Annotated in this window: 29 protein-coding genes and 1 tRNA gene; 13 read left to right on the forward strand and 17 right to left on the reverse strand. The window is 65.8% G+C overall.

Annotation, left to right across the window (positions count from 1 at the left end; translation table 11 throughout):
• Window positions 1-43 precede the first annotated feature (43 nt).
• From ACOGW9_RS01725 to ACOGW9_RS01755, 7 genes are read right to left on the reverse strand one after another with little or no spacing between them, the layout of a single operon-like run.
• On the reverse strand, window positions 44-313 hold the full coding sequence (locus ACOGW9_RS01725) for a HypC/HybG/HupF family hydrogenase formation chaperone (protein WP_419907780.1): 270 nt from the start codon (window positions 311-313) through the stop codon (window positions 44-46).
• Window positions 313-1,149: an AAA family ATPase gene (locus ACOGW9_RS01730; protein WP_419907782.1), complete on the reverse strand. Its 837-nt coding sequence runs from the start codon at window positions 1,147-1,149 to the stop codon at window positions 313-315. The genes ACOGW9_RS01725 and ACOGW9_RS01730 overlap by 1 nt, the downstream gene beginning before the upstream one ends.
• Complete coding sequence (locus ACOGW9_RS01735; protein WP_419907784.1) at window positions 1,146-1,499, reverse strand: helix-turn-helix transcriptional regulator; 354 nt, start codon at window positions 1,497-1,499, stop codon at window positions 1,146-1,148. The genes ACOGW9_RS01730 and ACOGW9_RS01735 overlap by 4 nt, the downstream gene beginning before the upstream one ends.
• The gene (locus ACOGW9_RS01740) at window positions 1,492-1,887 is read right to left on the reverse strand and encodes a hypothetical protein (RefSeq protein WP_419907786.1); all 396 of its coding nucleotides are present in this window, start codon (window positions 1,885-1,887) and stop codon (window positions 1,492-1,494) included. The genes ACOGW9_RS01735 and ACOGW9_RS01740 overlap by 8 nt, the downstream gene beginning before the upstream one ends.
• Complete coding sequence (locus ACOGW9_RS01745) at window positions 1,884-2,147, reverse strand: hypothetical protein (RefSeq protein WP_419907788.1); 264 nt, start codon at window positions 2,145-2,147, stop codon at window positions 1,884-1,886. The genes ACOGW9_RS01740 and ACOGW9_RS01745 overlap by 4 nt, the downstream gene beginning before the upstream one ends.
• Complete coding sequence (locus ACOGW9_RS01750) at window positions 2,147-2,422, reverse strand: hypothetical protein (protein ID WP_419907790.1); 276 nt, start codon at window positions 2,420-2,422, stop codon at window positions 2,147-2,149. The genes ACOGW9_RS01745 and ACOGW9_RS01750 overlap by 1 nt, the downstream gene beginning before the upstream one ends.
• A gap of 2 nt (window positions 2,423-2,424) precedes the next feature.
• Window positions 2,425-2,679 carry a hypothetical protein gene (locus ACOGW9_RS01755; protein WP_419907792.1) on the reverse strand — a complete coding sequence of 85 codons (255 nt, stop codon included), beginning with the start codon at window positions 2,677-2,679 and terminating at the stop codon, window positions 2,425-2,427.
• 125 nt (window positions 2,680-2,804) lie between these two features.
• On the opposite strand from ACOGW9_RS01755, the gene ACOGW9_RS01760 reads away from it, so the two are divergent.
• From ACOGW9_RS01760 to ACOGW9_RS01800, 9 genes are all read left to right on the forward strand, one after another.
• Window positions 2,805-4,040 (forward strand): hydrogenase expression protein HypE, encoded by a 1,236-nt coding sequence (locus tag ACOGW9_RS01760; RefSeq protein WP_419907794.1) that lies wholly within the window; start codon window positions 2,805-2,807, stop codon window positions 4,038-4,040.
• Between the two features lie 6 nt (window positions 4,041-4,046).
• Window positions 4,047-5,936, forward strand: coding sequence for a nickel-dependent hydrogenase large subunit (locus ACOGW9_RS01765; RefSeq protein ID WP_419907796.1), 1,890 nt, complete (start codon window positions 4,047-4,049; stop codon window positions 5,934-5,936).
• On the forward strand, window positions 5,936-6,607 hold the full coding sequence (locus ACOGW9_RS01770; protein ID WP_419907798.1) for a hydrogenase maturation protease: 672 nt from the start codon (window positions 5,936-5,938) through the stop codon (window positions 6,605-6,607). The genes ACOGW9_RS01765 and ACOGW9_RS01770 overlap by 1 nt, the downstream gene beginning before the upstream one ends.
• A 64-nt stretch (window positions 6,608-6,671) precedes the next feature.
• Window positions 6,672-7,244 carry a NifU family protein gene (locus ACOGW9_RS01775; protein WP_419907800.1) on the forward strand — a complete coding sequence of 191 codons (573 nt, stop codon included), beginning with the start codon at window positions 6,672-6,674 and terminating at the stop codon, window positions 7,242-7,244.
• Complete coding sequence (locus tag ACOGW9_RS01780; RefSeq protein ID WP_419907802.1) at window positions 7,241-7,744, forward strand: hypothetical protein; 504 nt, start codon at window positions 7,241-7,243, stop codon at window positions 7,742-7,744. Before ACOGW9_RS01775 ends, ACOGW9_RS01780 begins: the two co-directional genes overlap by 4 nt.
• Before the next feature lie 11 nt (window positions 7,745-7,755).
• Window positions 7,756-8,253 (forward strand): hydrogenase maturation protease, encoded by a 498-nt coding sequence (locus ACOGW9_RS01785; RefSeq protein WP_419907804.1) that lies wholly within the window; start codon window positions 7,756-7,758, stop codon window positions 8,251-8,253.
• Window positions 8,250-9,569, forward strand: coding sequence for a hypothetical protein (locus tag ACOGW9_RS01790; RefSeq protein WP_419907806.1), 1,320 nt, complete (start codon window positions 8,250-8,252; stop codon window positions 9,567-9,569). Before ACOGW9_RS01785 ends, ACOGW9_RS01790 begins: the two co-directional genes overlap by 4 nt.
• Entirely contained in the window at window positions 9,566-10,003 is a 438-nt protein-coding gene (locus tag ACOGW9_RS01795; RefSeq protein WP_419907808.1) for a hypothetical protein, read from the forward strand. The genes ACOGW9_RS01790 and ACOGW9_RS01795 overlap by 4 nt, the downstream gene beginning before the upstream one ends.
• 164 nt (window positions 10,004-10,167) lie before the next feature.
• On the forward strand, window positions 10,168-10,695 hold the full coding sequence (locus tag ACOGW9_RS01800; RefSeq protein ID WP_419907810.1) for a hypothetical protein: 528 nt from the start codon (window positions 10,168-10,170) through the stop codon (window positions 10,693-10,695).
• Between the two features lie 27 nt (window positions 10,696-10,722).
• On the opposite strand, the gene ACOGW9_RS01805 is transcribed toward ACOGW9_RS01800, so the two are convergent.
• The 8 genes from ACOGW9_RS01805 to ACOGW9_RS01840 form a co-directional block, all read right to left on the reverse strand.
• Window positions 10,723-11,100 carry a cytochrome C oxidase subunit IV family protein gene (locus tag ACOGW9_RS01805; protein WP_419907812.1) on the reverse strand — a complete coding sequence of 126 codons (378 nt, stop codon included), beginning with the start codon at window positions 11,098-11,100 and terminating at the stop codon, window positions 10,723-10,725.
• Between the two features lie 11 nt (window positions 11,101-11,111).
• Window positions 11,112-11,795: a cytochrome c oxidase subunit 3 gene (locus tag ACOGW9_RS01810; RefSeq protein ID WP_419907814.1), complete on the reverse strand. Its 684-nt coding sequence runs from the start codon at window positions 11,793-11,795 to the stop codon at window positions 11,112-11,114.
• On the reverse strand, window positions 11,788-13,854 hold the full coding sequence (locus tag ACOGW9_RS01815; protein ID WP_419907816.1) for a cytochrome c oxidase subunit 4: 2,067 nt from the start codon (window positions 13,852-13,854) through the stop codon (window positions 11,788-11,790). Before ACOGW9_RS01815 ends, ACOGW9_RS01810 begins: the two co-directional genes overlap by 8 nt.
• Before the next feature lie 30 nt (window positions 13,855-13,884).
• Entirely contained in the window at window positions 13,885-15,063 is a 1,179-nt protein-coding gene (coxB, locus tag ACOGW9_RS01820; RefSeq protein ID WP_419907818.1) for a cytochrome c oxidase subunit II, read from the reverse strand.
• The gene (locus ACOGW9_RS01825) at window positions 15,060-15,851 is read right to left on the reverse strand and encodes a hypothetical protein (protein WP_419907820.1); all 792 of its coding nucleotides are present in this window, start codon (window positions 15,849-15,851) and stop codon (window positions 15,060-15,062) included. Before ACOGW9_RS01825 ends, coxB begins: the two co-directional genes overlap by 4 nt.
• A gap of 7 nt (window positions 15,852-15,858) precedes the next feature.
• Window positions 15,859-16,479, reverse strand: coding sequence for a cytochrome c oxidase subunit 3 (locus tag ACOGW9_RS01830; RefSeq protein WP_419907822.1), 621 nt, complete (start codon window positions 16,477-16,479; stop codon window positions 15,859-15,861).
• Window positions 16,479-18,200, reverse strand: coding sequence for a cbb3-type cytochrome c oxidase subunit I (locus tag ACOGW9_RS01835; protein ID WP_419907824.1), 1,722 nt, complete (start codon window positions 18,198-18,200; stop codon window positions 16,479-16,481). Before ACOGW9_RS01835 ends, ACOGW9_RS01830 begins: the two co-directional genes overlap by 1 nt.
• Before the next feature lie 248 nt (window positions 18,201-18,448).
• A complete protein-coding gene (locus ACOGW9_RS01840; protein ID WP_419907826.1) occupies window positions 18,449-19,348 on the reverse strand; it encodes a heme o synthase in 900 nt (299 codons plus the stop codon).
• 36 nt (window positions 19,349-19,384) lie between these two features.
• Here ACOGW9_RS01840 and ACOGW9_RS01845 point away from each other — a divergent pair, with 36 nt between their 5' ends.
• From ACOGW9_RS01845 to ACOGW9_RS01860, 4 genes are all read left to right on the forward strand, one after another.
• The gene (locus ACOGW9_RS01845) at window positions 19,385-20,368 is read left to right on the forward strand and encodes a COX15/CtaA family protein (protein WP_419907828.1); all 984 of its coding nucleotides are present in this window, start codon (window positions 19,385-19,387) and stop codon (window positions 20,366-20,368) included.
• Window positions 20,369-20,372: 4 nt separating this feature from the next.
• Window positions 20,373-20,711, forward strand: coding sequence for an ATP-dependent Clp protease adapter ClpS (gene clpS, locus ACOGW9_RS01850; RefSeq protein WP_419907830.1), 339 nt, complete (start codon window positions 20,373-20,375; stop codon window positions 20,709-20,711).
• A gap of 59 nt (window positions 20,712-20,770) precedes the next feature.
• The gene (locus ACOGW9_RS01855; RefSeq protein WP_419907832.1) at window positions 20,771-21,259 is read left to right on the forward strand and encodes a DUF2017 family protein; all 489 of its coding nucleotides are present in this window, start codon (window positions 20,771-20,773) and stop codon (window positions 21,257-21,259) included.
• Between the two features lie 96 nt (window positions 21,260-21,355).
• Window positions 21,356-21,428: transfer RNA gene (locus ACOGW9_RS01860), tRNA-Glu, on the forward strand.
• Between the two features lie 19 nt (window positions 21,429-21,447).
• Here the strand turns inward: ACOGW9_RS01860 and ACOGW9_RS01865 are convergent.
• Window positions 21,448-22,839, reverse strand: a complete 1,392-nt coding sequence (locus ACOGW9_RS01865; RefSeq protein ID WP_419907834.1) for an ATP-binding protein — start codon at window positions 22,837-22,839, stop codon at window positions 21,448-21,450.
• A gap of 103 nt (window positions 22,840-22,942) precedes the next feature.
• Complete coding sequence (locus ACOGW9_RS01870; RefSeq protein ID WP_419907836.1) at window positions 22,943-23,671, reverse strand: response regulator transcription factor; 729 nt, start codon at window positions 23,669-23,671, stop codon at window positions 22,943-22,945.
• Between the last annotated feature and the right edge of the window lie 29 nt (window positions 23,672-23,700).

Here is a 23,700-nt window from a genome sequence, read left to right on the forward strand (position 1 = left end):
GCGGGCTGGGCGGTGCAGTCGATTGCTGGCATCGACCCTCCGGTCACGGCAGCTCGCTGCTGAATGCCTCGATCTCTTCGTCGTACACCGCACCGAGTTCGCGCATGAACGCAAGAGTCTCGGCTGCCTCAGCGGCGTCGATCCTGGACATGGCGAAGCCCACATGCAGCAGTACCCAGTCTCCGACAGCCAGCGGTTCGTCATCGACCATGACGGTGTTGACCTCGCGCCGCGCGCCCTCGACATCGACGACTGCCGAGTGTGGTCCCGACGGGTGCAATTCGACCACTTGGGCGGGAATGCCGACGCACATCAGACGCCGGTCTCCGTCGACGAGTCCGCCCGGGACGGCCGCTCCGCAAACGTGCCACGGCGCGACGCCGTCACCATCTCAGCGGACGGCTCCTCGACGAGACTTGTCACGAGCGCAGTGAGTGCGCTGACCATGTCGTCCTGTGGCGCGAAGTCGATCAGCGGTCGCGTCGCGGAGTCTGCGCCGAGTACGGCTTCGGACCACGGCAGCAACCCGATCAGATCCAGTTCGTGTCGCTCGCAGAACTCCGTGATGGCGTCGACATCAGTGCCTTGCCGACACTTGTTGGCGACGACTGCGACTCGAGAGATCGGGGTTTCCGCAGCCAACGAGGCCTGCAGCCTCACGGCCTCGAGCGAGCGGTAGTAGGGCTCGGCGACAAGCAGCAGCACATCGCAGTGTCGTGCCGTCCCACGACTGAGGTGCTCTGGCGACGCTTCGAGATCGAGCAACGTGACGGCTTCAGAGTCCGCGTCGAGATCGGCGAGGAAGGCGCTGACAACGGCGTGCGCAGAGCACATGCATCCCTCGTCGGCGTGCTGGGGCATGCCCATGCGCACCAGGTGAACGCCGTCGGGAGCGAGGTGGGCGTGCCGCTGCAGGACCTCGTCGATCGAGGCCGTCAAGCGCGGACCGTCGAATCGCTGCGACGCCAGCGACGTCGGCAGCGTCGGCAGCGCGGCTGCGGGATCGATCCCGATGGCCGTGTGCAGGTTCGGGTTGGTGTCGCCGTCGATGGCGACCACCCGGTGTCCCGATCTGGCCAACAAGCGCGCCGCAGTTGCGCAGATGGTGGTCTTGCCGGCGCCACCCTTTCCAGCGACAGCGATCTTCATGCTCGGGAGCCGTCGAACGCCCCGAAGTACTCCAGCGCAGCGCTCAGGCCATCACGAACCATCGACAATTCGTCCATGGCCTCCGCAGCTGCGACCCGTCCCGCCTCTGTGAGCGAGTAGAGACGTCGATCCGGCCCGGTGTCCGAAGGAACCCACGTCGACGTGACGAGGTCTCGATGCTGCATGGTTCGCAACCCTCGGTACACCGCGGCCAAGTCCGCCGAGACGCCGAGCGAACGAACGGCCTCGCACAGCTCATAGCCGTAGGACGTGCCGTCCCAGTGCAGGCTCAGCAGCAGGAACGCAGGCAGGAATCGCCGCGGCAGCTCTTCGCCCGGCTCCCTAGACATGGTCGCAATCGTGGCTCAGGCGATGTGCCTGACACGACTCCGCCTCGTCGACAGATGCGTGACACCAGCAATCGGCGCTGCATTCCCCGTGCGTGGGCTTGGTGAGGTCGGCGAACGCTTCTTGGAACTCCTTGGCACCCCGCTCCAAGCCGAATTCGGATAGCGCGTACCACTCGCCGTCACGAACCAAGTAGCCCTCGGTCACTAACCGGTCGAGGTACGTCATGCCGATAACAGCGTCCACCCCCAAGAAGCGCTCGATCAGGCCCGGATCGACGACGTCGCCGAATCCCTCGCCACGCAGCCAGTACATGACCTGAAGGATCTCGCTGCGCCAGTACAGCGCAGCCATCGCATCGGACTTGGGAGCGGCCGTCGGGGTGCTCATGAGCCGGTGCCGACCCGTTCGGCCTTGACCGCCACACCTTCCAGAGCGCCCGCTATCCCGGTGAGCTGTTCGTTGATCCGAGTGACCGACGGACCCACCGAAGCGGCTTGTGTCTCGATGGCGCGCACACCAAAGGTGACCTTGCCCAAGAACTGGGAGATGCGGCGAAGCGAACGAGCAATGGCGACCAGATACATCGCCAACGCACCGACGAAAATCAGAATCTCGACAACCGTGAGCACGATGAGCAGGCTGCGCATCAGCCGTCTCCTCCCGATTCTGCGAGGACGTCATCCAAGAACGCGTCGTGCTTGAGCGCTTCGTCCGTGAATGCGTCGAGCCGCACCGTGGTCTGGTGCAGCATCCAGGTCGTCGCGGTGTTCCGCGCCACCTGCTTGCCCGTCTCCCAGATGGCCTCTGCCCCGGTCTCGATGCGCCGCACCTTGCGGTACATGATCTGCAGCAGCGCGACTGCGATGAGCGCGACGACGAGGCCCAGTCCCAGTGTCAGCCACCACACTGCGTGAGTGCTCATCGTCAGCCCTCCGCCCTCGACGCAAGGTGCTCGCGAACGGCCACCGCTCCCGCAGTGATGCGATCAATCGCTCCATTGACGTCATTGACTGCCCACAGCGGAGCTGTGTTGTCGCGAGACTCCTCCAGCGCCGCCAGGATGGCCTCTGCCTTGACCGCAGCGTGGTGCGCCCCGCGGATCATCAGAAGCAGCAGGACCACGACCACCAGTACCAAGGCTGCTGCGACGATGTAGCCGATGACCCATCCTGTCGACATGATCCCCCTTGCAGTCGGATTGGTGGGCACTGCCAGCCTAACTCACGGTCGGCTCTAGATGCGATTCGCACCTAGTGTTAGTATCGATCTGTCAGCAGAACGCCATTTGGGGGAGAGGATCGTTCGTGGCGCAATACACCAGAGTGTCGCCCGGTTCCACCCACGGTGAGATCGAGGCCAAGGCGCTGATCACCGATCCCGACGATCCGTTCGCGCCGGTGGCGCTCCGCAGCCCCCGACGACCGAAGCAATCCGAATTGGTGTCGCAGGGGCCGCTCGAGAAGGCCTACCTGTTCTGGATCGTCGGTGCGAGTTGCGACGGCTGCACCATTGCCATTTCGGGCGCCACGCACCCCCGAGTCGAAGACCTGCTGACCGGACGCGTCCCCGGACTGCCTCGCATCGAACTCATCCATACCGTGCTCTCCGTCGAATCAGGACCGGAATGGACCGAGAACCTGCGCCTCGCGGCCGAGGGCAAGCTCGACGCCCCCTACCTGGTCTGCTGGGAAGGGTCGATCATGGACGAGACAGTCTCGGGCGAGTACGGCTACTGGATGGGACTGGGCGAAGACCGCGACGACGGCCGTCAGATCACGAGCTTGGAATGGCTCGACCGCCTGGCGCCCGGAGCGGCCGCAGTGCTGTCCATCGGCACCTGCGCCTGCTGGGGCGGGATTCCCGCAGCTCACGGCAATCCCACCAACGCCATGGGCGTGATGGACCATCTCGGCAAGGACTACCGCTCGGCTCTCGGGCTCCCCGTAGTCAACATTCCGGGCTGCTCCCCGGTGGGAGACAACATCACCGAGACTGCCGCAGCCGCCCTGCTGTTCCTCAATGGCCTCGCTCCCCTGCCGGAGTTCGACGAGCTGGGGCGACCTGCATGGCTGTTCACGGAGACAGTGCACCGTCACTGTCCACGGGCCGGCTACTACGAAGAAGGGGTGTTCGCTCATTCCTACGGCGACAAGGAGTGCCTTGTCGAACTGGGATGCTGGGGGCCGGTCGTCCAGTGCAACATCGCCGAACGGGGCATTGTCGACGGGCATGGTGGCTGCATGAACATGGGCGGCATCTGCATCGGCTGCACCATGCCCGGATTTCCCGACAAGTTCTCACCTATCTACGAGCGGCCGCCCGGCGCACTGCTGTCCACCAACACCAACCGGGTGTTCGGCGGCTTCATCCGGCGAATGCGCTACATGTCCCAGCGAGACAAAATGCGCTCGGCACGGTGGCACGACAGCCGTGATCTTCCGAGCGGGTGGAGCCGCTACAGCACCCAGCCGGTCGGTGCCGAACGATTGGTTCACCGGCTCTATTCGCGCAAGCAGCATGCTCGCGAGGGAGGCCGCTGAAGGGCCATGTGTTTCAAGAATCTCCCGATCACATTCGACGAGAACGGCAAGGCTCGCCTCGTCGAGGGCATCGGCGATCCCTACGCCCTGTCACTTGCAGAGCCGCGAGACTTCGTCCGCGCCGCCATGGACCGACGCAGTGCGGGGGCGCTCGCGGCCCCGCCTCAGCTGCGGGAGTGGAGCATCGATCCCGTCACCCGGGTGGCGGGCGCACTCGCAGTGCACACCGTGCTGGACCTCGGATCCCGCACGGCGGTTGATGCCCATTCAATGGCGATGCTGTTCCGCGGCTACGAAATCATCCTCCAAGGCCGCGACCCGCGTGACGCCATCGACATCTCATCGCGCGCTTGCGGGGTGTGCGGCGGTGTGCATGCGACCGTGTCGTCGCTGGCCATCGAGATGGCGTTCGGCATCCAGCCGCCGCCGCTCGGTGTCTGTGTGCGCAATCTCGGCGAGGTTGCCGAGATGTTCTACGACCATCCCCTGCATCTCGGGCTGCTCGCCGGCCCGGACTATTCCACCGCCGTCGTGTCGGTGACCAACCCCGAACTGGTGGACTTGGCCGCCAACACATTGGCGCCGCACGCCGATGTCCACGGATACGTGACGGTCAAGGACCTCATGGACGCCCTCAACCCGTTGGAGGGCTCCATCTACCTCGAGTCGCTGGAATACACCCGCATCGCACGCAAGATGTGCACGCTGATGTACGGCAAGTACCCGCACCCATCGACCTTGGTGCCCGGTGGCGTGTCCACAACCGTCTCCACCACGACGTTCAACGAGTACTACGCCAACCTCGGCAAGATCTTCGACTACGCCAAGCGACTCGCCGGGATCTGGGACGACATCTGCGACTTCTTCCTGCACACCAATCCCGGCTACTCCGATGTCGGCTACCGGCCGTCGAACCTGATCCAGACCGGGATCTGGGATGATCCGGGCACCTACGACGCCACCTACGCCAACATCGACGTTTGGGGTCATGCCCGCTACTCAGCGCCGGGGATCATCAAGGACGGCGAGCTCCTCACGACCAAGATCACCGAGATCAACATGGGCATCGAGGAGTTCGTCGAGCACTCGTACTACGACGATTGGACCACGGGCAACGGTCAGGCCCGATTCCCAACCGATGCTCTGGGCAACCCGCTCTCGCCGTATCACGCGTGGAACAAGGAAACGATCCCGCGCCCGGAAGGCAAGAACTTCAAGGAGAAGTACTCCTGGTCAACCGCTCCGCGCTGGGACCGCACCACGATGGAGACGGGCGTGTACGGGCGCATGTGGACCACAGCCATGGCTCAGCAGCTTCCGGACAACCCGTATATCGAGGCCACTGGCGACGGTCTGCGGATGCTGTTGCCTGCGCACGACCTGCCCGAGACTGAACTCTTCTGGAAAGTGCCGGAAAAGCTCAACGCCTTCGAGCGCAACCGGGGTCGAGCCTATGGCGTCGCCTTCACCGCAGCCATCGGGATGATCTGCCTCATGCAGGCCTTCGACTACTGGCGCAAGGGCGAGACCAAAGTCTCCACATCTTTCAAGGTTCCGCGGGATGAGCGAGTGTCGATGGGCGTCTGGGAGGCCGGGCGGGGCTATCTGACGCATCACATGCACATGGACAAGGGACGGCTGCTGAACTACCAGATCAACACCCCGTCCACATGGAACGCATCGCCGAGGGACCCGTTCGACAACCCGGGTCCCTACGAGCAGGCGATCGTGGGCACACCGATCCTGGAGAGCGTGCCCGACGATGACATCAAGGGCATCGACATCCTGCGAACTATTCGCAGCTTCGATCCGTGCATGCCCTGCACTACCCACATGGACACGGGCCGGGGGGTCATCACGCGCGAGGTCAACTCGTGCGGGTGCACACTGGAGTGATGCGGGCCGCTCACGACGGCACTCCAAGCACGCCACAACGGCTCATCGAGAGCGCGCCTTCGGCCCACGCCGATACGGCAGGTGCGCAGCTCAAGTCAATTCGAGCGTCGACGGCTGCGCGCGACGAAGCCCTCGACACGTTGCTGGGTCCCGGTGCTCGGGTCAAGCCCGGCCGGGGCGAGGCTGCGCCGGGGTGCACGCTGGTGGGTGGCATAGGGTTGCCGTGGCTCCGCGATCTCGACTTCGGCACGAATTGGCTGGCGCGCGCCGCCTCGCTGCAGTGGCCCGACGGCGTGATACTCGAAGACCTGTCGTACGCGGCCCACCGCGTGATGCACCGGCTCGAGGAACTGCGCCCGAAGCGCGCAGTGCTGCTCGGTTGCATGCCTCGATCAACAGGGCCGCCGGGCACGATCCGCCGCTATGAGCTGTCCGAACTTCCCATGCTCGACCCCACCGACGTGCACGAACGCCTGGCGGAGGCCGTCGGCGGGATCGTCGATCTCGATCACACGCTGGCGGTGTGCCGGTACTGGGATGCGCTGCCGCCCGACACGGTGGTCATCGAGGTCGAGCCTGCGGAGAGCGAGTTCGGCTGGGGATTCTCTCAGCCTGTTGAAGATGCCGTCGAGGTGGTGATCGAGATGGTCCTTCACGAGGTACTGCGTTGAGCGACATCGGCGCTGATGTTCCCGATTTGTGGGGTGACCTGGCGTTCGCGAGAGGTGCGCAGACGTGACCGCGCCTGAGGAACTGGCGTACGGCGACATTCTCGAACGAGTGGCCGAACTGGCATCGAACCTGCTGGAGGGCGACGACTCGCGCGTCGCGGCCGACGCTGAGGAACTGCTCGACTGGCTTGACGTGTATCACCGCGAAGGCCTCGGACGGTTCGTCGAGATGGTCCGCCAATGGCGCGGCGATCTCTTCCTGGAACAAGCCGCATTGGATCCCGTCGTGGGTGAGCTGCTGGCCACCTACAGCCTCGGCACCGATGCCGACTCGGCTGCTGCAGAACGCGTCATCGGTGTGGCCCTGGATGAGGTACGCCCCTACATCCACTCACACGGCGGCGAAGTGGAGGTGATCTCGGTCCTCGACGGCGTCGTGAAGCTGCGAATGCACGGCACCTGCAATGGCTGCACCGCGGCCGACGAGACCGTGACCCGGCGCATCGAGGTGACACTGCGCGAGCACTGGATCGACTTCCGTCGTGTGGAGGTCGAAGAACACACCGAGGCACCTCATCCGCCGCCGAGCACGGGCGAAGTCACGACGGGTCTGATGATCGGGCCCCGCCGGTCATGACCGCGGTGGCCGGCGTGGATCTCGACGAACTCTGTTTCGCTGCTCGGGCGCTCGCCCAGTCACACGCAATGACCGAGTCAGCCCACCGCTACCGGCAGGCCTGCTTGGAGCGCGAGCGCATGCGACAGCCTGTCTCCGAGCTCGCCGACTGGGCTGCCACCGCCTTGCTCGTCGGCTACTGCCTGAGACGTTCCGAGGAGGCCAGAGTTCCCGACATCGAGCTGTGCGCTGCCGCGGCGCACGGTCACGAAATCGACCTTGATGACGTCGAGGCACTGACAGAGTCACTGCGTGTCGGCGACCCCGCCAGCGTCTCGCTCCTGCCGGCAGAGGTGACCGTCAAGGCGCTCGACCGGATCATCGCCACCGAGTTGGACAAGCGCCACGAGCATCTGCGCGAGCAACTGGATGACGCGTCTTGGATCGAACTCGAGGACTACATCGCCTGGTGGGTGATTCACGGCTACGCGCTGCGCGCCAGCGAGTGCCCCAAGCGATAATGCCGCCTCGCGTGCTAGTGGCCGGTGTCGGCAACGTCCTGCACGGCGATGACGGTTTCGGCATCGAGGTGGTCAAGCGACTCGGATCAGCGGAACTTCCGCCTGACGTGACGGTGACAGAGACGGGCATCGGCGGGATTCATCTCGTCCATGAACTGATGGCGGGCTATGACGCTCTGGTGGTGATCGACGCCGTGGACCGGGGTCGTGCGCCCGGAACCGTGATGGTCATCGACGCAGACGTGATCGACGTCGGCGAATTTCCAGTTCTCGAGCGCCACGACCTGCTCGCTGACATGCACCTCGCCACGCCCGAGCGCGCTCTCATGGTTGCCAAAGCGGCGGGAGTTCTTCCCGAACGCACCATCATCGTCGGCTGCCAGCCTGCCGAGACAGACACCCTGGCAATCGGTTTGAGCTCAGCGGTGAGCAACGCTGTGACCCATGCGGTCACCGAGGTCGTGCGCTGCGTTCACGAACTCGCCTCTGCAAGCGGTCCGGCGGCATGACAGTCGAGGATCTCGAGTCCGAACTGTCAGCCGTGAACCTCGCCGAAGCGCCCGACGGATGGGCGACGGCCGCCTATCGGCTCGCAGTCGCGCGAACCGAGGCCGCCGGCCGGCCCGAAGACATCGATCAAGCGCTCGCACTGCTCGGCAAGGCGGCTCGGATCTTCACGATCGAACGCGCACCTCTGGAACACGGACGAATCCTCATCGCGGTGGCGAACTGCCACCGCGCTCGCGGTCGCACACGGGATGCTCTCGAGCACTTCGTTAGTGCCGCAGAGATTCTCGCGCTGCGTGCGCCAGCGCGCGAATATGCCGGCGCTTTGATCAACGTCGGCTTGGCACTGTGCGAAGCCGGAAAACCTTCCGACGGTGTCGACACGCTGAACCGCGCCATCGAGCAGATACTCACAACTCAGGATGATCCTGGCACTGGACAGCGTGACGATCCGGAGCACGAGGAGATGCAGCGACTGCTCGGTGCCGCGTTGATCAATCGGGCTCAGGCTCGCCAGACGCTCGGACGCGACGACGAACTTGAGTCCGCTGTGAGCGACTACGAGGCCGCCGTCGCCGCACTCCCGCCGACTTCGCTCCAGGCAGGGATGGCTGCCCATGGATTGGGTGCCACCATGCTCGAGCTGTGTCGACGTGGCTCCGGCTTCTGCGACGTGCACGACGCCGTCGAGGCATTCGAGCAGTCACTCGGCGTGCTGAGCCACACCAGCTTTCCGTTCCACCATGCGGTTGCAAGGCACAGCCTCGCCTTGGCCTACGAGCTGCGAGGCATGCCAGGCGATCCGGCTCGCGCCGTGAACAGCGCCTACGCCGCAATCTCGGCATTCGATCCGCGCCTGCATGCAACTCACTGGCATACCGCCCACGCCACGCTCACTCGTCTTGAAGCCGAACTCGGCGACGGCAGTCAGGGCTCCGGGCTGAACCATGTCGCCAGATTGCTCGCCGACACCACTGACGCGGAACGCGACCAGATATTGCGAGACCGGCTTCTCCGCGCGGCGTCGATGCCCAGGGTCGGCATGGCCGCCGACCTCGGCTCTCTCATCGACTCGCTTGTCGGACTGGGCCTCGAGAAGTATCGGCACGTGCTCCGCTCATTGATCGGCGTGCTCATGGAACTTCCCGAACAGTTGTTGGAAGCCGCTTGCGGGGCACTGTGCCGAGCGCACCAAGCACACGTTTCAACCGAGGCCCTGGATCGGGTGCTCGACGAGGTCATCACCGACAGGCTGTTCGGCCCCCAAAGAGTGAAGGTCCGCGACCTGCTTGAGGCAAAGGGGTGGGAGCGTCCGTGACCGGAAGTCTGGATGCAGCTCGCGAGCGCGCCGCCGAGTTCATTCACGCGATCATCTGGGCCGAGCACACCGTGCTGTGGGATCTGCTGAGCGACAACGCTCGGGAAACAGCGCTCTCGGTTGCAGTGAGCAACGGACTCGACCGCGTCGCCGCCGGACGGATACGAGACGGCCTCGCCGACCCGGTCGAACGAGAACACCTCTTGCGGCAACTGGTAGAGGGTTTGCGTCGTGACCTGCGCAGCGTCGAACTCACCAAACTCGACGTCGGCAAATGCAACCTGGCAGAGGGCGATGTCGTGGCGGCCGAATTGCTGACGCCATCCTCGATTCCCGGCACGGATGCCTGGCCGGCTGGACGGCTCATCCTGAGCGACCACCCGCAACGAGGGTGGCTCGTCGACCGACTCGAACCCAGGCTGGCTGGGCCGTGACCTCACCGACACGAACCGTCGCAGTGGCGCTGTCGGCCGATGCGCTCCTGCATCAGTGGGCTCGTCAGTCGGCGGCTCCCGCGGGAGCCGCCGTGGTAGCTCACAGCGAAATCGCAGCCCGGCGCCGCGGGGGAATCGAATGGCGTTCATCTCATGCAATCGCAGTGAGCGTGCTTGGCCGGCCCGTGACGCTCGTTGCCACATCAGCCGAGGTGTCTTGGCTGGCAGCCAGCTTGGCCGCTGCCCGAGCACTCGATGAGTGTCTGGGCGGCCGAAGACTGTGTCTGTGGCCCGACGCGGTAGTCGACGAAGCCGACGATGCGATCGATGTCGCAGTGACAGCTTCATGCATCTTGGGTCCCGGACGGGTCGAGTACGCGGCGCTGACAATTCGGGTGGCGCCAGTCGATCTAGCGGATCGACGAGACCTGCTCACTCAGGCGCTGCTTGAACACCTGCGGTCGTGTGCCTCCAGTCTCGACGAGCCATCCCTCGTGATCGACGCCTACAAGGCTCGCTGCGCCACGCTCGGCCGAGCGGTCGAACTGCGGCTGCTGCCCCACGGCAGACGCCGGGGTCTAGCCGAGGACATCGCTGAGTCCGGCCAGTTAGTGCTCTCGTCACCAACCGGCTTGCGAGAGCAAGTAGCCGTGGCGGCCATCAACAGCGTTGAACTCTTACCAGATACCTAGAGAGCGCGCCGCAGCACGCAGCGAGACTCAGCAGTTGGGGTTGGGACTGACGTCGCAGCCGGCTGGGTCTGTCCAGAACACCATCGAGGTGCCCATCGCCGCGTAGACCGCGACGGCGAGCACCAGCCCTCCGACGAACATCCACGTGAACAGCTTGCTGTCGAAGCGCAGGTGCATGAAATAGGCAACGACGATCTCGAACTTCAGCACCATCAGGATGAGCAGCAACGGGACTTCGAGCCGGCCCGGGGGCGCGAAGTAGATCAGGACCTCGGCCGCCGTGAGCACGGCGAGCAGCAGGGCGACCTTGATGTAGCCGAAGTCGCTCAGACCGTGGTCATGGTCGTCGTGAGCCTCGTCGGAGGGGTGGATCTCTTCGGATGCGGCTTCGGTGGCGGTGCTCATCGCTGCACTTCCTACGGGATCAAGTAGACGACCGCGAAGATCACGATCCAGACGATGTCGACGAAGTGCCAGTACAGGCCGATTATCTCGACGGTCTCTGCCCGCTCAGGTCCGATGATCCCTCGATTCACCATCACCCACAGCGTGACCAGCATGATGATGCCCAGCGACACGTGGACGCCGTGGAAACCGGTCAACGTGTAGAACGCCGACGACGAGATGCTGACGGTGAACCCGAGGCCTTCCCGGTAGAAGCTCGTGAACTCGTACACCTGACCGGCGATGAACACGGCACCCTGCGCTGCGGTGGTCAGCAGCCACAGCTTGCAGCGCTCCATCTCGCCCCTGGCAATCGCCGACACCGCGAGCACCATGGTGAGCGAGCTCATCAACAGCACGAACGAGCTCACCGAGGTGAACGGGATGTCGAACAGGTCGGCGGCCCGCAGCGACTCCTCGCCCGACAGCGGTCGACGGTTGCGCAGCAGCAGGTATGTCGAGATCAGCGCCCCGAAGAGCAGGCAATCCGAACCCAGGAAGGTCCACATCGTCAGCTTCTCGTTGGACAGGCTCGTGGTGGGCGGGACGATCTCGTAGTCATCCCAGTCGGTGCGGGGGTAGGCGATCTGCGGTTCGTCGCCTTCGGCCGGTTCGACGGCGGCTGTCGTGCCGGCGGTCGTCGGGGTATCAGTCACCGGCGGCCTCCCCGTTTGCTGTGCTGGTGGCCAGCACGCCGTTGTGGTCATCATGGCCGTCGGGGCCGTCACCATGATCATCGTCATGGTCGCCATGCCCGTCGTGGCCGTGTCCCGCGTCAGGGTCGGTGGCCGGTTCGAGCGTCCAGCCGAACATGGAACCGACCAGCAGCAACAGCCCGATGCCGGCGATCCACAGGTTGTAGATCAGCCCGAACCCGATGAGCGGCATGCCCGCCGCAAGCACGATCGGCCAGTACGACGGCGACGGCAGGTGCGGGTGCTGATCGCCGATCTGGGCGATGTCGTCGCCGTTGGCAATCCGTCGCAGCTTGCCTGTCTCGTCGGGCTGGTACTTCTTGTGCCAGAAGTCGTCGACATCGCTCACCACGGGCACGTAGTCGAAGTTGTGCTCGGGCACCGGCGAGGGAATGGCCCATTCCAGCGTGCGGCCGTCCCACGGGTCGGCTCCGGCCTGGGGCTCGAGGCCCCGGCGGTAGCGCCCCCACGTGCGGAAGATGTTGACGGCCAGGATCACCATGGCAATGAGCATGAAGAAGTAGCCGATCGTGGCGATCTTGTTCCAGAACTCGAAACCGTCGAATTCCCCATAGACGCTGTGCCGTCGGGCCATGCCCTGCAAGCCCACGATGTGCATCGGCCCGAACGTGACGTTGAAGCCGATGAGCATCAACCAGAAGTGCCAGCGGCCCATCCGCTCGTTGAGGTGGTAGCCGAACGCCTTGGGCCACCAGTAGTACATGCCGGCGAACATGCCCATGAGGGCGCCGCCCACGAGCACGTAGTGGAAGTGCGCCACGATGAAGTACGTATCGGTCTGCTGGGTGTCGGCGGGTGCGATCGCATGCATGACGCCGGACAAACCACCGATCGTGAACATGGCCACGAGCGACACCGAGAACATCATCGGCACAGTGAAGCGGACCTTGCCTGCCCACATGGTCGCGATCCAGTTCAGGATCTTCACACCCGTCGGCACTGCAATGAACATGGTGGTCGCCGAGAACGCCGCCACCGAAACCGGTCCCATGCCCGAGGTGAACATGTGGTGCGCCCACACGCCCCATCCCATGAAGCCGATAGCCGCACCCGACAGCACCACGATCGGGTAGCCGAACAGCGGCTTGCGGCTGAACACCGGCAGCGTCTCGGACACCACGCCGAATGCCGGCAGGATCAGGATGTAGACCTCCGGATGGCCGAATATCCAGAACAGGTGCTGCCAGAGCAGCGGGTCGGCGCCCGCGTCGACATTGAAGAAGTTGGCATCAAAGGTTCGATCGAACGTCAACAGGATCAGCGCCACCGTGATGACCGGCAGGGCGAACACCAGCAGGAACTGCACCACCAGGATCATCCAGGTGAACACCGGCATGCGCAGCAGGCTCATGCCCGGGCAGCGCATGTTGATGATGGTCACCAGCAGGTTGATGGCGCCCAGCAGCGAGGCGATGCCGGCAATCTGCAGGCCCAGGGCGTAGAAGTCCATGCCGTGGCCGGGGCTGAAGGCCATGCCGGTGTTGGGCGCATAGGCGAACCAGCCGCCGTCGGCGCCGCCGCCCAGGAACCAGCTGAGATTCAGGAAGATGCCGCCGAAGAAGAAGACCCACAGGCCCAGCGCGTTCATGCGGGGGAAGGCCACGTCTCTGGCGCCGATCTGCAGCGGTACGAGATAGTTCGCGAACGCGTTCGCCAGCGGCATGATCACCAGGAAGACCATGGTGACGCCATGCATGGTGAACAGCTGGTTGTAGAAGTCGGCGCTGATCACCTCGCCGTCGGGCGCCCACAGCTGCAGGCGCACCAATCCGATCTCGAGGCCGCCGATCAGGAACCAGAACAGCGCGAGCGCGCCGTACATGATCCCGATCTTCTTGTGGTCCACCGTGAAGAGCCACTCGCGCCAGCCGGTGGCGTGAGTCGGGCGTGCGAAGACACCGGTATGAGGCGAGTCCTCGAGGACCTCCGCGCCGTCGCCTGCCGGCTCCAGCTCGGTGCCTGACGACTCGCTGTCTGGTCGATCGGTGACGATTGCCATCGGGTCGTCCTCCTCAGCCCGGGGCAGTGCTCATCGGGGCAGCACCGGCTCGTTGCCGAGTGTCCTCAGGTAGGCCATCAGGTTGTCGAGGTCCTGATCGGTCAGCACCTCGGAGAAGTCCAGCATGCCCTGCTGGTTGTCCGCGCGCGCAGGCTTCAAGTCGGGCGCGTTGCGCACCCATTCGCGCAGCCCAGCGATGTTGACGATGAGCTTGCCGTCAGATCCGCGCACGTACTCGCGGTCGGCGTCCTGCACATAGGTCTCGTACAGCGCCCCGGCGAACGCCGTGCGGCTCATCAGATTGGTGAGGTTGGGCGCGATGCCCGCGATGAGATTCGCATTGCCGCCTGCTGCGCTCTCGTACACCCCGTCGACCACATGGCAGCTGATGCAATGGGTCTCGAACAGGGCGGCACCGGCAGCTTCAGCTGAGTCTTCAGCGTGGGGCTCGGCGGCCGCACTGCGTCCTGCTTGCTGGTCGGCGAGCCAGCGCTCGAAGTCGGCTTCTTCCAACACGATTGCCCGCATCTGCATGTTGGCGTGGCTGAGACCGCAGAACTCCACGCACTCGCCATAGAAGATGCCCGGCTCGGTGGAGCTGATCCGCCAGTGGTGCACGCGACCCGGTACCGCGTCCCGCTTGCCGTTCAGCTGCGGGATCCAGAACGAGTGGATGACGTCGTTGGAATGGATCTCAAGGTTGACCTCTTCGCCCACCGGGATCACCAGGTCGTTCGCGGTGACGATGTCGACATCGTCGTCGAAGTCGCCGTCCTCGTTGACGTCGTAGCTGAACTGCCACCACCACTGCTGGCCTTCGACCTTGATCGTGCGTCCGGTGCCTGCGCCGGCGAGATCGAACACTGCCCCGATCGTGACGACCGTGAGGAACGCCAGCATCACCGTCGGGATGAGCGTCCAGGTCAGCTCGGCTTTGCGGTTGCCGTGAATCTGCGGCGGCAGGTCGTCGGGATCGTCGGTGGGCTTGGCCCGGAATTTCACGATGATCGTGACGACGGCAGCCGCCACGAAGATGCCCACCCCCACGGCCATCCAGCCCGACAGGCGCATGAGACCGTCGATCTCCCGGGCGTCCTCGCCGATGGGCTTGGTGGCGTCAAGCTGGCCGGTGGCACAGCCGGCAACCGCCAGTGCGACACCTGCCAGGACAGCCAGGCGCCATCGGGGAGCGAAGCGGGTGCCCCTCACTCGTGACTCTCCTCGGACTCGCTCATCTCGTCAGAGGAGTGCGACCCGTCGTCGGCAGCCTCGCCGTGACCATCGGACACCTCTGCGTGGCCGCCATGGTGATGGAACTCACGCTCGCCGATCACGGCTGAGGTGATGCCCGCGACGATGAGCGCAACGCCGCCCAGCACCAGCATGGACGCCGTGACAGCGCGTCGCAGCTGCGGTTTCGCGTACACCAGAAAGGCAAATGCCAAGATCACCGCCGCTATCACGATGGCTGCGTAGCTCGCCGCTGTCTTGCTCACCGTCAGGAAGATGCGGGACGCCAGCACGACCGGTATGGCAATGGCCAGCGCGCCGTAGAGCGAGATCTCGAACGGCCGCAGCAGGCGTGCCCGCTCGATGGCGTTCGACTCAGCGTCGGTGGAGAGATGCTCGGCCCAAGCACTCATCGTCCACTCGATCGCGGAGATCAGCAGCAGCGCCACCCCGGCGATGGTCAGCAGCGAACTGGTGACCAGACCCACCATGAGCACACCCATGCCCAGCGCGGCCATGATCGGCCAGTAGGCCGGCGTGGGCTGATGGTCGGCCAGGTGCTCGCGGTCGAGCGAGTCGCCGTCGCCGACCGTCAGCGCCAAGCTGAACAGCAGCGCGAACGCTCCCGCAGCAACGCCCAGCACGATCGTGGCGTACATGACCACATTGCCCGTGCCGTCCATGCCGGTGAGAACACCGACGACGACGGCGGCCGCGGCAGCCAGCGCAATGCGTCCGGCGAAGTACCTGCTGGCGATGCCGACCATCGATCCCCTACTTCACCACGAAGACGACGTACCAGGTGGCGGCCCACGCAAGCACGGCGAAGTCCCAGAAGAAGACCGCTGAACCCAGCGGCGTCGAGCGGTCGCGGCCGACGCTGCCACCCAGCGATCTCAGTGTCATCAGGCCGAGATAGAACATTCCGACGATCAATATCGCCAGCGAGAGCCCGGTCACCGAGAACGCCAAGTTCTCCCACTCCCCCGCGCCGAGCTCGATCTCCATGCGGTTGAGGCTGTACATCACCATGTTGAAGAAGGCGAATCCCATTACCAGCGTGATAGCCATGCCCACCCAGGTGTGGCCGCGTTCGCCCCGTCGGCTGGCCCAGTGCGCCCAGTGCGCCGTCACCACCGAAACCAGCAGCGTGATGAGGGCGTAGACCAGCTGCGGGTTCGGCACGGATTGGCCGGCCAGCCAGTCGTGTCCGGGGTCATCGAGGATGTGGCGGCGGGCCATGTAGTGGCCCAGCGCGCCTGCAACCGCCATGGAGCCTGCCGCAATGGCGAAGCCAGTGCCGACGAGCTGGCTGCGTGGGCGCGGCGGCGGACCGGGGACGGTGTAGCGCCCGGGCTCGGGCGCCTCGACGGTGCTCACCGCAGTCTCGGACATCAGGCCAGCACCTCAGCGGCCTCGCGCTCGGCCGGCGTGACACTGCCGTTGAGCTCGGCATCGAGCAGGGGCGTGCCCGAACTCAGCTGCGGCAGGGAATCGGATTGTCCCAACGCCGGAGGCGAGTCGAGCAGCCACTCAGGCGTGAGGCCGCCCCACGGATCGGCATCAGCTTCGGCACCCTTGCCCATGCCCACCGAGACGAGCAGATTCAATACGACAAGCCCGATACCGGCCAGCACGACGACCACACCGATGCCGCCGACCACCGAGAGGCCCTCCGCGGCAGAGCTGTCGATCAGGCTGTCATAGTCGGTGGTCAGCAGCGGATCGTTGTAGACGAACTGGGGTTGCTCGGTGAACGCACCGGACAGCGTCGGGCCGAGCCATGCCAGAAAGGCGCCCCCGCCGATCGCGGCGAAGCTGGCCCAGCCGGCGAACTCCGACAGTCGCCGTCCCCAGATCTTCGGGGCCCACCAATGCAGTGCCGCCAGCATTCCCAGCAGCCCCGCGCCGTAGATGAGCAGGCTCTGCTGACCGGTGACCCAAGTGGTGAACCGCAGCGGGGCGTTGCCGTCGATGCCACGGCCCGCGATGTTCAGCCAGTCCACGCCGGCGCCGATCAGCCCGACGAGGGCGGCGACTGCGATGAGCTTGCCGGCGCCGAACGCGGCCAGCACCGCGGTGGTGGGACGCGGCCACTTGCGGCTTTGCCACACGGTGAATCCCAGCAGCGCCAGCAGGCCGCCGACTCCGGCCAGTGCACCGGCGTAGAGGCCGACCAGCACGATGCCCTCGAGGCCGTCGACGATGTCTTCGCCCTCGCTGGCGATGCCGAAGTTGGCCCAGGCACCGAAGCCGAACAGGCCGACGAGGCCCATGGTGAAGTACAGCGCCAGCGGCTCGAAGACCCAGCGGCGTGCAGCGGCCAGCATGATCTCAGCCGCCACGCCCAGCACCGGCACGACATAGATGAACAGCTGCGGCGTCCGGTACATCCAGTCGATGCGGGGCCAGACGCCGTAGTTGCCGTCCAGGAAGTGGCGGCCGTAGCGGTGGTCGATGTAGAGCAGGACGAGCTGGCCCAGCACGACGCCGAGGCTGACCACCAGCATCGATGCCGTGACGAGCGCGGACCACGCGAACGGTGGCGTGCGATCCATGTACATGCCTGGCGCACGCATCGTAAGTGTGGTGACGGCGACACAGATGGCACCGACGATCAGCGACATCACCAGTCCCGCCAGGGCGAGCATGTGCAGCCGCACGCCGGCATCCCAGCCACCGGCGGGCCCGCCGTTGCCGATGTACGCGCCGACCAGCACGCCGAACGACACCAGCCAGCCCCAGAACGACAGGGCTGCCGCCCGGGCGAAGGCAATGTTGGGTGCGCCGACCTGCAGCGGGACGATGTAGATCGCAACGCCCAGGAAGAACGGGATAAGCATTCCGAAGACCAGCGCATCGCGGGTGAACATGAAGACTTGGGTGAAGGTCTCGAGATTGAGCACCGTATGCCCGCTGTCGGAGGCGAGATCGAAGCGCACCAGCACATCGGTGACGGCGCCGGCGAGCGCGAAGAGCAGCGAGAAGCCGATGAACAGCCGGCCGATGCGCTTGTGGTCGGCCGTGTTGAGCAGACCGAACGCGGTCGGGTCTTCTGCCTGCGGAGCTACGGCAGACCCTGTCGAATGCGCAGCTTCGGTAGTGGCGTCGGTCATGCGGCGAAGTGGTTCCCGAACTCGGCTGGCAGCGCCGCTTTGAGGCGGCGCCAACGGCGCACTCTAGCGACCCGCAGCCCCCTCAACCAGATTGTTCGCATCGCAATGCTCGTTGCTTCCCGCTCTTGATCCCGTCCTCATGTGATCGGGCTCACGGGCCGCTCGGGCCACGGCTTCGCACTGTGTTGTCCGCTCTAGCTCGCTTCGCTCGCAGGCCGCTCGGGCCTGGGGCTCAGCCTCTGGCTGCATCACCAGCTGAGCCGGACGACCACGTCGACAGCCATCGCCGCGAACAGCAGCCCCAGGTACGCGATCGAGGTGTGGAACACGCGCATCGCGGTCTGGGGTGTCAGCGCGCGCCACAGTGTCACCAGCTGCCATCCGAACGCTGCGCCGCCGGCCAACGCGACCGCCCAGTACAGGCCTCCGGCCCCGGCCTCCACGGCAAACCACAGCGACAGCGCGATCACCGCAAGGGTGTGAAGCGTCATCTGGACCAGCACCGAGCGCTCGCTGGCCACCGACGGCAGCATCGGCACCTCGGCGGTGTCGTAGTCGTCGGCATAGCGGATGGCCAGCGCCCAGAAATGCGGCGGCGTCCAGAAGAAGACGATCGCGAACGCGATCCAGGCCTCAAGCGACAGCGTGCCGGTCACGGCCGCCCAGCCCACGAGCACCGGCGCAGCACCGGCCGCCCCGCCGATGACGATGTTCTGTGCCGACGACCGCTTCAGCCACAACGTGTACACGAATACGTAGAACAGGCACGCAGCCAGCGCGAGCAGGGCTGCGAGCAGGTTGGCGCCCCACCACAGAATCCCGAACGCTGCCGCCTCGAGCACGACGCCGTAGATCAACGCAGCGCGCGGTGTCACCGTGCCGACCACCAGCGGACGGTGGGCCGTGCGAGCCATCGTGGCGTCGATGTCGCGATCGATGTACATGTTGAAGGTGTTGGCGCCCGCTGCGGACAGCGTGCCGCCGACGACGGTGAACAGCATCAGCGCCACCGACGGCACGCCCCGCTCGGCCACGAACATCGGCGGCACCGTCGTCACCAGCAACAGCTCGATGATGCGCGGTTTGGTGAGCGCGACGTATCCCCGCAATGTTGATCCACGCAGTGATGGGCGTAGCGCCGCCAGCATTGCTGTGAGGCTACGAGTGACCTCTAGCGTTTCAGCGTGAGATTGCCGGGACTTCCGCGGCAGCGAGAGCGCAGGCTGGAGATCGCGCCCGAGCGTTTCGCCACAATTGCGCGCTGGGCCCTGTGGTCGCTCGTGGCGATCGTTATCACCGGTTCGCTCGTGCGGCTCACCGGCAGCGGGTTGGGATGCAGCGACTGGCCGACTTGCGAGCCCGGCGAGTTCGTGCCGGCGGCCGACTTTCACGGCTGGGTGGAATTCGGCAATCGCATCGTGACCGGCTTGGTGTCGCTGGCTGTGGTGATGGCTGTGGCGGCGTCGTGGTGGCGGCGACCGCGCCGGGGCGACTTGGTGTGGTGGTCTCTGGGCCTAGTGGCCGGCGTGGTCTTCCAGATCGGCCTCGGCGCGGTGACCGTGCTGACTCACCTGTCCCCGCCGATCGTGATGTCGCACTTCTTGGCGTCGCAGGTGCTGGTGTCGGCTGCGGTCGTCTTGCAGCATCGAGCGTCATGGGAGCCGTCGCCCTTCGGCAACGGCGCGGCCCGGCTGCCGACGCAGATCCGGACACTCGCATGGCTCGCCGCGACGCTCACGGCTGCGGCCCTGTGGACCGGGACGGTGGTGACCGGCACCGGGCCCCACGGCGGTGACGAGCATGTCGAGCGCCTGCAGTACGCCCTGCCGTCGGTGGCGCGCATTCACGGCATCACGGTGGCAGTGCTGGTTGCGGCCATGTTGTTGCTCGCCTTCCGGGTGCGACGGCTGGCCGCGACGCAGGGGGACGCCGCGATGGGCGACGCAACGACCGCGCTTGGCCGGCGCATCCGGATCGTGATCGGGGTCATGGCTGTGCAGGCGGCGATCGGGTACGTGCAGTACTTCAATGAGCTGCCCGTGCTGCTCGTGGCGTTGCATGTGGTCGGCGCAACGCTGCTCACCATCACGATGACCCGCTTGGTGCTGGCTGCCGAGGTTGGTGTTGGCGAATCGGTTGGCATCGCGGGCCGCGCGTTCGCAGAATGAAGCCGTGAGCCCGAACGCGCCAGCTGTCTCACCGCGACTGGCGAACGCGCCAGCCGTTGCCGAGCCCGAGGTTGTCCGCGATCCGACCAGCGAAGACGAGCACAGCACCGACGCGCCGTGGGTCGTGCTGGTGTGGAATGACCCGATCAACCTGATGAGCTACGTCGTGTACGTGTTCCAGAAGCTCTTCGGCTACAGCGAGGCCAAGGCGACCCAGCTGATGCTGGACGTCCACCACAAGGGCCGCGCAGCAGTCGCGTGGGGGACGCGCGAGCAGGCCGAGCTCGATGTCTTCCGCCTACACGAGTACGGCCTGTGGGCCACGATGCAGAAAGACGACTGAGCTATGGCTGAGTCTTCGCAGGCAGCGAGCAGCCGTCTCGAGACGGCGGCAGCGGGCGCATGACCGGCACCCGCTTCGGTGCCCGTGGCTCGCTCGTGAGCGTGCACCTCGCGGACTGGGAGCGGCGGCTGCTCACCGACCTAGTGGGCGAACTGCGCAGCAACCTGCTGGATCACACACCTGCACGTGACGGCGGCGAGGGTCTGGATCCATCGCTGCGGCGTCTCTTCCCGCCGGCATATCTCGCCGACCCCGACCGCGACGCGGAGTACCAGCGGCTCATGCGTGACGAGCTGCTCGCCGAGCGGCTGGAACATCTCGATCTGCTGGACGGCACGCTCGAAGCCGACCACCTCGATGATGCACAGGTCATCGCCTGGATGCAGGGCCTCAATGAGCTGCGGCTGGTGCTCGGCACACAGCTCGACATCTCCGAGGAAGAGGACCCGACCGATCTCGATCCGCACGATCCCGCCCAGCGGCCGAGGCTTCGATACCACTACCTCGGCGGCCTGCTGGCAGAGCTCATCGACGCCGCACACCGCTGATCACCAGCGACGGAATTCCCTACATCGAAACTCTCGAATTTCCTACACCGAGCACCATTGGCCGCTGTGGTGACGAGGCGTAGCCTGATGTGTCCTGCCCCCATCGTCTAGCGGCCTAGGACACCGGCCTTTCACGCCGGCGGCACGGGTTCGAATCCCGTTGGGGGTGCTGGAAACCGGCGACCGCTTCAGTCAAGCTCGGCCAGCGGGAGCCGGAACTCGACTGTGGTGCCTGGACCGTCGGTGTCGATGACCGACGCTGAACCGTCGTGGCTGCGAGCGACGTAGTCGACGATGGACAGCCCGAGGCCGGAACCGGGCTGCGAGCGCGCTTCGGGCACCCGATAGAAGCGCTCGAAGACGGTCTCGCGTAGGGCCGTGGGGATGCCGGGTCCGCGGTCGCGCACCCGGACGTGAGCCTCCCGGTCGACTGCAGCGACGCTGATCTCGACGGGCTCGCCCGGTGGCGACCACTTCACCGCATTGTCGACGAGATTGCCGATCGCTCGCTCGACCAGCGCCGCACTCACCACCACCTCGCACGGCTCGAACTCGGTTACAAAATCCGTCTCGGTCCGGCGGCGGTGCCGGTCCACCACCGACGCAGCTAGCTCGGCCAGGTCGACGCGCTCCGGCTCGCCCTGGGATCGCTGGTCGGTCGCCAACTCGACGAGCTCATTCACCAGTTCGGTGAGCTGGTCGAGCTCGAACTGGACATCGTCGAGCATCTGGCGGCGCTCATCGCCGTCGAGTGCAACGACTGCGTCGCCGACGGCGTCGCCAGCATCCTCTACTGGCGTCGCCAACTGCTCGGCTCGCGCCAGCAATTCGATGTTGGTGCGGATACTTGTGAGCGGTGTCCGCAGCTCGTGGCCTGCGTCGGTGACCAGTCGATGCTGCTGGGCGCGCGACAGCGCCAAGGCCTCCAGCATCGCGTTGAAGCTGCGTGCCAGCTCGCCCAGCTCGTCATCGCGTTCAAGCTCGATGGGCTGGTCCAGGTCTTGGGTCCGCGCGACGTTCCGTGCCGCGTCGGTGAGCCGCCGAACCGGCCGGATGGCACGGCCCGCCACCAGGAATCCCAGCAATCCGGCTCCCGCGACGCCGACGGCAGCCACAACGGCCAGCGCATTGCGCAGGCCCGTCACGTTCGCATCGACCTCGTCGAGCGGGCTGGCGACCATCAGCGCTCCCACGGGCGCGACCGGCACGGTCAGCACTCGCAGGCGCACACCGTCCGCGGACACATCGCTTCGGTGGCGGTGAGCCCGGCCATTTGCCACGGCAACGTCTGCGGGCGCCACTGGCAGCACTTCGTCAGACGCGTACACCACGGCACCGTTCGAAGCCACGATCTGCACAAGCACGTCCCGCGGGACAAATCGTCCGAAGAACTGCACGCCTCGGCGTTCGGGCATGCGTCCGCCGCTCGCGACCAGCACGGCGACGCGGTCGTCCAGCTTGCGGTCGAGCGCCGATCGGGCCTCGGCTCGGGCAATCCACAGCGCGACTCCCGAGACCGCCAGCACGGCGACGGCAACCGAGGCCGCCACCAGCAGCCCGAGCCGGGTACGGAAGCTCATGTGGGGCCCAGAGGCGGAGCCGTGGCCCGAGCGGCCCGTGAGCCCGTATCGAATACGAATTGGGAACAAGAGCGGGAAGCAACGGGCGACACGACGAGAACGTTCAGCTCTTGGCGTTTTCTCGGAGCACGTATCCCACGCCGCGCACGGTCCGGATCGGGCTGTGGCCGTCGGAGCCCACTGTCGCCGCCGCGAGTTTGCGCCGCAGGTAGCCGACGTAGACCTCCAGGGAGTTCGAGGCCAGCGACGCGTCGTAACCCCACACCGTGTCGTAGATCTCGTCGCGGTGCAGAACACGACCGGGGTTGCGCAGGAACAGTTCCAGCAGCCGGTGCTCAGTGTGGGTCAGCGAGATGGGCTCGCCCGCGCAGGTCACCTCGTAGCTGGCCGTGTCGAGCACGATGCCAGCGCATGCCAGCCGCTCGCCTTCGTCCGGCGAGGAGCCCCCGGCACTCCGGCGCAGCAGTGCCCGCAGCCGAGCCAGTAGTTCGTCGAGCGCGAACGGCTTGGCCAAGTAGTCGTCGGCACCGGCATCGAGGCCTTCCACCCGATCCGCAGTGGTGCCCCGCGCCGTCAGCAGCAGGATCGGAAGGCGGCTCCCGGCGGCGCGCAGGCGGCGGCACAGCTCGAAGCCGCCCAGGTTCGGCATGGTGGCATCCAGCACCATCACGTCTGCCCGGCCGGCCAGCGCCTCGCCTTCGAGGCCATCGCTGCCTTCGAGCACGTCATAACCCTCGAGCTGCAGGGCGCGGCGCAATGCCGCTCGGATGCGCTGATCGTCGTCGACGACGGCTACCGCGGGGCTGGCACCGCTCGGCCGATCAGCACCCATGGCCTCATTCTGGAATGCGGATCATGAGA

This window comes from Candidatus Poriferisodalis sp. (assembly GCF_965203655.1).
Classification (GTDB): Bacteria; Actinomycetota; Acidimicrobiia; order Acidimicrobiales; family Poriferisodalaceae; genus Poriferisodalis.

Coding starts and splice junctions, on each gene's coding strand:
- ACOGW9_RS01725 (WP_419907780.1), bottom strand. CDS start 313: ATGTGCGTCGGCATTCCCGCCCAAGTGGTCGAATTGCACCCGTCGGGA.
- ACOGW9_RS01730 (WP_419907782.1), bottom strand. CDS start 1,149: ATGAAGATCGCTGTCGCTGGAAAGGGTGGCGCCGGCAAGACCACCATC.
- ACOGW9_RS01735 (WP_419907784.1), bottom strand. CDS start 1,499: ATGTCTAGGGAGCCGGGCGAAGAGCTGCCGCGGCGATTCCTGCCTGCG.
- ACOGW9_RS01740 (WP_419907786.1), bottom strand. CDS start 1,887: ATGAGCACCCCGACGGCCGCTCCCAAGTCCGATGCGATGGCTGCGCTG.
- ACOGW9_RS01745 (WP_419907788.1), bottom strand. CDS start 2,147: ATGCGCAGCCTGCTCATCGTGCTCACGGTTGTCGAGATTCTGATTTTC.
- ACOGW9_RS01750 (WP_419907790.1), bottom strand. CDS start 2,422: ATGAGCACTCACGCAGTGTGGTGGCTGACACTGGGACTGGGCCTCGTC.
- ACOGW9_RS01755 (WP_419907792.1), bottom strand. CDS start 2,679: ATGTCGACAGGATGGGTCATCGGCTACATCGTCGCAGCAGCCTTGGTA.
- ACOGW9_RS01765 (WP_419907796.1), top strand. CDS start 4,047: ATGTGTTTCAAGAATCTCCCGATCACATTCGACGAGAACGGCAAGGCT.
- ACOGW9_RS01770 (WP_419907798.1), top strand. CDS start 5,936: ATGCGGGCCGCTCACGACGGCACTCCAAGCACGCCACAACGGCTCATC.
- ACOGW9_RS01780 (WP_419907802.1), top strand. CDS start 7,241: ATGACCGCGGTGGCCGGCGTGGATCTCGACGAACTCTGTTTCGCTGCT.
- ACOGW9_RS01790 (WP_419907806.1), top strand. CDS start 8,250: ATGACAGTCGAGGATCTCGAGTCCGAACTGTCAGCCGTGAACCTCGCC.
- ACOGW9_RS01805 (WP_419907812.1), bottom strand. CDS start 11,100: ATGAGCACCGCCACCGAAGCCGCATCCGAAGAGATCCACCCCTCCGAC.
- ACOGW9_RS01815 (WP_419907816.1), bottom strand. CDS start 13,854: ATGGCAATCGTCACCGATCGACCAGACAGCGAGTCGTCAGGCACCGAG.
- ACOGW9_RS01825 (WP_419907820.1), bottom strand. CDS start 15,851: ATGGTCGGCATCGCCAGCAGGTACTTCGCCGGACGCATTGCGCTGGCT.
- ACOGW9_RS01830 (WP_419907822.1), bottom strand. CDS start 16,479: ATGTCCGAGACTGCGGTGAGCACCGTCGAGGCGCCCGAGCCCGGGCGC.
- ACOGW9_RS01835 (WP_419907824.1), bottom strand. CDS start 18,200: ATGACCGACGCCACTACCGAAGCTGCGCATTCGACAGGGTCTGCCGTA.
- ACOGW9_RS01840 (WP_419907826.1), bottom strand. CDS start 19,348: ATGCTGGCGGCGCTACGCCCATCACTGCGTGGATCAACATTGCGGGGA.
- ACOGW9_RS01855 (WP_419907832.1), top strand. CDS start 20,771: ATGACCGGCACCCGCTTCGGTGCCCGTGGCTCGCTCGTGAGCGTGCAC.
- ACOGW9_RS01865 (WP_419907834.1), bottom strand. CDS start 22,839: ATGAGCTTCCGTACCCGGCTCGGGCTGCTGGTGGCGGCCTCGGTTGCC.
- ACOGW9_RS01870 (WP_419907836.1), bottom strand. CDS start 23,671: ATGGGTGCTGATCGGCCGAGCGGTGCCAGCCCCGCGGTAGCCGTCGTC.